The organism is Pseudomonas sp. Tn43 (assembly GCF_014192635.1).
Taxonomy (GTDB): Bacteria; Pseudomonadota; Gammaproteobacteria; order Pseudomonadales; family Pseudomonadaceae; genus Aquipseudomonas.
This window is the reverse complement of the sequence record NZ_JACHYG010000002.1, coordinates 932,887-939,100: the sequence shown is the minus strand read 5'-3', so window position 1 is coordinate 939,100 and position 6,214 is coordinate 932,887. Positions and strand designations below refer to the sequence as shown.

General features: G+C 57.9%; 1 protein-coding gene and 1 pseudogene. Both read left to right on the top strand.

The annotated features are described in order from the left end of the window. Nucleotides 1-1,431, top strand: a pseudogene (locus tag FHW68_RS08480) (hypothetical protein); the annotation flags it as partial. 460 nt (nt 1,432-1,891) lie between these two features. After that, nucleotides 1,892-6,184, top strand: a complete 4,293-nt coding sequence (locus FHW68_RS27065; protein WP_221217050.1) for an S-layer family protein — start codon at nt 1,892-1,894, stop codon at nt 6,182-6,184. The last annotated feature ends 30 nt before the right edge of the window (nt 6,185-6,214 follow it).

Below are 6,214 nucleotides of genomic sequence, written 5' to 3'. Positions count from 1 at the left end.
ACCCTTAACCTGGGCTCGCTGCTGCAAGCCACCGACAAGGACGGCGACACGGTGACGGCCGCGGCCGAGAAACTGGTCATCACCGTCGACGACGATACCCCCGTTATCGAGACAGCCCCTGTGCAGGATGCCGATCCCACTTTGGGTGCGACGTCATGGACCTTTTCGGGTGCCTTCGCCTACTCCATAGGTGCGGACCAGCGCGGGCCGACCTACTCTTCGGCAGCGGACAGCGATTTTGCCGAACTCGCCCTCTCTGGTTCGGCGAACGATGTTGCGATCGTTAATCCAACGGTCACCTGGGATTCAGAGAGTCTCAATGCTGCCACGTTTAACGTGTCGTTCGAATACGATCACGACCGCAACGCTGCCACCGATCCTGAACTGGTGGAAGGCACGCTGGTGTTTGACAAAGTCAATGACACCTACACCTTCGAGATGGATGCGCTGCAAACGACGCAAGACGTCACGCTGGGCGAAGGCACTGGATACGAAACGTATGACGTGGATGGTACGAGCCCTTCCAGTGGCCCATCACCTGTGGCTACCGGGAAGCTTGGGGAAGGTTTCTACATCCAGATCACGGGCTTCGAGGCACCACTGAGTGCCGGCGGCAACACTGCCGTGGCGGAAGGTGAGCTGGTGAGCGGCACGCAGGCCCCGGTAACCTTGTCCAGCACGGCTCTGGGCGTCTCCGGAAATACGATCCAGGCCGGTGAAGCGGCCAACATCAACTTCTTCCAGACTGATCCGAAAGGAGATCTGGGCGCGACCGATTTTAGTTACGCGACCGATTTCTTTATCAAGTTCGATGGCTACGAGACTGAAAGCGATGATCTTTTGCTTATAGTCAGCCTTGCTGATGCAAATGATCCCTCCATCACTACAACACGGGCCATCTACGTCGACCAAGGCGATGTGTACGAGAACGATACGGTCAACACCGATCTGGTTGGAACCAAGTACGAGGCCCTTATCCTCGATGACCCAGCCGATCCGAACGACCCGTACCTGGACAATAATGACGCTCTATTGATTGTTGAAAGCAATGATTTCAACATTCAAACCGGTGATAACTGGCTCATCAAGGGTATTCAGATTCTTTCGAATGATGCGGGCCTTACGGGCAGCGCGATAAATCTGAATCGCGATGTCGGGGCCGATGGCGCAAGCAGCACTTCCGCACAGCCGGTCAGTGGTCTGGTCGGGCCTGGAAACACGATTGCGGAGGATACAAGTACGAATCCGCTGAAGATCATCGATGCCGGTTTTTCCACCACCACGACTACACCCGCAACCCTTGATCTGACGCTGGATTTCAAGGTCGTCGACAGGGATAGCGATTTCACCGCTGTCCAGACGATTGATATCGAAAATCCTGTCGAACTGGTGGGAGTGACCAACCTGGCACCGACAGATTTGGTGCTTTGATCCGCCAGGAAGAGTACGCGCGAGACAGGATGTAAAACCTGTCCCGCGCGGTAAATGCTGGCGACACCGCGATCGTATTGGTCGGTGTCAATCTTGCCACCGAAGTTGCACCGGGAGACTTCGTCTGATCCCTTAATTGGGGTGTGTATTGGTTAGCCTCGCGACCCACAAGGCAGCGGGGCTTTCCATTTCCGGTCTACCTCCCGGTATCCAATGTCGGTGGCCAAACGGAATCGAGTCCCCCAACACCCTCTCTGATCAGGGCTTATGGTTGATCCATGGGCCCTGTACTCATCGCGCCGCTCCTTCGCCTCCTCATCCCGTCTCCCCTCCCAAGTAGTCTGAAACTCCCACCCCGTTTGGGAGTATCCGCCGATGCGCGATCCCTGGTGCTTATCCATAGTGGCGGCCAATGGTCAACGGTCAGCCAAGATGACCGCAATTGCTCTGGAGAAAGATCATGGCTATTGGAACCACCGGTGTGAACGTTTCACTGGACGAAACGACCGGATTGCAGAACGCCACCGCCACGCCAACCCCTGCGGAGGACGCTAACGACAACGACATTCTGGTGACCTCCCTGCCCTCGACCTTCGCTACCCGTTTGACCGCCCTGGGTGCCGGCACCGCAACGGGTGCAGCGTTGAGTGGCTATACCGGTGCCGTGGGCAACACAGGCAGCAATGCGTTCACCGTCACCACTGACCCCGGAGCCACCATTACCAATATCAGCTTCGTCGACAGCAATGGCGCACCACTCAATGGTCTGGACAGTGGCCTGGATACCCTCGATGGCACCAGCATCCTTCTCTACACGGATGCGAACAACGACAACATCGTTCTGGGCCGGGCCGGGAGCGCTACCGGCGCGATCGTGTTCGCCGCCTATATCGAAGAAACCGGATCGCCGGTCTCGGGCGGCAAGATCTGGACCGTGGAGTACCAACCGCTCAAGCATCCAGATGGGACGAATCCCGATGATTCGCTCAATCTGCTGGACAAGGTGTTCGTCGGAGCCAGTCAGGACCTGGAGTTCAGCCTGGCCAATGCCCCCTCCGGGCAGAACCTCTTCCTGATGTTCACCAAAGCGAACCCTGCAACCGAAACGGTCAATGGTGTCGTGCGGATCACGGACCCCACCATTATCGCCACCGGTAAGGATCCCGCAGACCAGTCAAGCGGTGCCAATATCAACACTGGCGACACCATCAATACCAGCCAGGCGGGTGGCCCGACCACCTTCGGCACCAACAGCCAGATGATTACGGAACAGGAAGGTATTCGTTATTCGTTCGTCACGGGCGCCAGGCAGGATATGACCATCCCCAACCTGGATCAGACCGAAGCAGACGTTGAATCCAACATCGATTTTACCGGCGTCTTCAATGCGAAGATGGCCAATTTCGACGTCGTACAGCTGCAAAGCGGCAAGAGCGCCGTGGTAAAAATCAGCGCATTCACCACCGTGGCTGAACCTGGCGTGAACTTCATCAACGGCTATGCGAACGATACGCCGGTTGCCATCACCAATGTTCGCGTCTTCAACAGCGCCGGGGTGGTGATCGAGAATTCAAACGGATCGGTGAATGATCCGGCCATTGGCATCAGCTTTTCCGGTGGGGTTGCTACCATCACCGGCGTTTTGGCCGGCTACCAGATTGAATACACCACAGCGTCGGATCACAACCGCGTGCTCGTCGAGAACGGCGCGGCCCTCGACGCCAAGGGCAATAACCACGCCGATTTTGATATCGGTGGTTTCACGCTGGTCCAGGCCTCTGTTTCGAAAACCGAAATCGGCTCCAAAATGATCTTCGAGGACGACGGCCCGAGCGCGGACGTGGTTGATGGCGGCGGCGCGGTGACGATCGACGAGACGGCTGGCAACCAGGACAACGACAGCGACCTGGCAGCGGTGCTGGCCCTGTTCGACACAGAAGTAACGAATAAAGGCACGGACTTGAATCCAACCGAGTTCGCGATCAGCACCACGCCTTTGGCCACCACGACACTCAGCAGCTTTGGCCAGGACGCCGCGGGCGGGACGAAAGTGCTGTCGCTGGCGATTGTGGGCGGTGATGGCACCGACTCGTTGCTCAACACCACCGATGGCAAGGACATCTTGCTGTTCAAGGAAGGCAATCTGATTGTCGGCCGCTATGACTTGGCCAATGGCACGGTCACGGCGGATGATCCGGCGGCGTTTGCGATTGCGCTGCAACAGGACGGCAACGTGGCGGTGGCGCAGTATGTCTCGCTCACGCACCCTATCGCCGGCAGTTCGGCGACGGACCATGACGACCGGGTTGATCTGGCCGGTCTGGTCAATGCGGTGGTCACGGTGACCGACGGCGACGGCGACATCAGCACCGATAGCGTCGGCATCGGCGACGACATCAACTTCGATGACGACGGGCCAAGCGCAGACGTGGCCGATGGCGGCGGTTCAGTGACGATCGACGAGACGGCCGGCAATCAAGACAGCGATAGTGATGCGGCGGCGGTTCTGGCGCTGTTCGACACGGAAGTGTTGAACAAGGGCACGGACTTGAATCCAACCGAGTTCGCGATCAGCACCACGCCTTTGGCCACCACGGCGCTCAGCAGCTTTGGCCAGGACCAGGAGGGTGCGACGAAAGTGTTGTCACTGGCGATTGTGGGCGGCGACGGCACCGACTCGCTGCTCAACACCACCGATGGCAAGGACATCAAGCTGTTCAAGGAAGGCGATCTGATTATCGGCCGCTATGACGTAGCCAATGGCACGGTCACGGGAGCCGATCCGGCGGCGTTCGCGATTGCACTGCTGCAGGACGGCAACGTGGCGGTGGCGCAGTATGTCTCGCTCACGCACCCTATCGCCGGCAGCTCGGCGGCGGCCCATGACGACCAGGTCAATCTGGCCGGCCTGATCAACGCAGTGGTGACGGTGACCGACGGCGACGGCGACACCAGCACCGACAGCGTCGGTATCGGCGGCGACATCAACTTCGACGACGATGGGCCGACGGTGTCAGCCAACAATACAGTGCTGCTCGACGACGATGCACTCACCGGTGGCAATTCTGGCGGCACGGACGACGATGCAGACTCGGCTAACGCAAGCGGCACGCTGGGCCACGACTTTGGTCAGGACGGGGCCGGCACGGTGGCCTATCTCACCAGCGGCGCGCCCACAGGCTTCACCTATGTGGCCGACGGCACCAGTTTGTTGGTCAAGCAAGGCACGACCACGGTGCTGACCCTGACGATGGTCGCGACAACAGGCGCCTACTCGGTGGTGCAAAATAATCCGATCCTTCATGCAGCAGGTCTGAACGAGAACAACCAGGCGTTCACCATCAGCTACCGGGTGACCGATGGTGATGGCGATACAACCGACGGCACGCTGGGGATCAACGTCGATGACGATACGCCCTTTATAGAGACAGCCCCTGTGCAGGATGCCGATCCCACTTTGGGTGCGACGTCATGGACCTTTTCGGGTGACTTCGCCTACTCCATAGGTGCGGACAAGCGCGGGCCGACCTACTCTTCGGCAGCGGACAGCGATTTTGCCGAACTCGCCCTCGCTGGTACGGCGAACGATGTTGCGATCGTTGATCCAACGGTCACCTGGGATTCGGAGAATCTCGACGCTGCCACGTTTGATGTGTCGTTCAAATACGATCACGACCGCAACGCTGCCACCGATCCTGAACTGGTGGAAGGCACGCTGGTGTTTGACAAAGTCAATGACACCTACACCTTCGAGATGGATGCGCTGCAAACGACGCAAGACGTCACGCTGGGCGAAGGCACTGGATACGAGACGTATGACGTGGATGGTACGAGCCCTTCCAGTGGCCCATCACCTGTGGCCACCGGGAAGCTTGGGGAAGGTTTCTACATCCAGATCACGGGCTTCGAGTCACCCCTTAGTGCCGGCGACAATACTGCCGTGGCGGAAGGTGAGCTGGTGAGCGGCACGCAGGCCCCGGTAACCTTGTCCAGCACGGCTCTGGGCGTCTCCGGAAATACGATCCAGGCCGGTGAAGCGGCCAACATCAATTTCTTCCAGACTGATCCGAAAGGAGATCTGGGCGCGACCGATTTTAGTTACGCGACCGATTTCTTTATCAAGTTCGATGGCTACGAGACTGAAAGCGATGATCTTTTGCTTATAGTCAGCCTTGCTGATGCAAATGATCCCTCCATCACTACAACACGGGCTATCTACGTCGACCAAGGCGATGTGTACGAGAACGATACGGTCAACACCGATCTGGTTGGAACCAAGTACGAGGCCCTTATCGTCAACGACCCAGCCGATCCGAACGACCCGTACCTGGACAATAATGATGCTCTATTGATTGTTGAAAGTAATGACTTCAACATTCAGACCGGTGATAACTGGCTCATCAAGGGTATTCAGATTCTTTCGAATGATGCTGGCCTTACGGGCAGCGCGATAAATCTGAATCGCGATGTCGGTGCCGATGGCGCAAGCAGCACTTCCGCACAGCCGGTCAGTGGTCTCGTCGGGCCTGGAAACACGATTGCGGAGGATACGAGTACGAATCCACTGAAGATCATCGATGCCGGTTTCTCCACCACCACGACTGTACCCGCAACCCTTGATCTAACGCTGGATTTCAAGGTCGTCGACAGGGATAGCGATTTCACCGATGTCCAGACGATTGATATCGAAAATCCTGTCGTGGTCGAACTGGTGGGAGTGACCAACCTGGCACCGACAGATTTGGTGCTTTGATCCGGTGACCGACATCGCAAGCACTGACAT

Excerpts from the sequence above, each read along its gene's own strand:
- FHW68_RS27065 (WP_221217050.1), top strand. The coding sequence starts at position 1,892 with ATGGCTATTGGAACCACCGGTGTGAACGTTTCACTGGACGAAACGACC.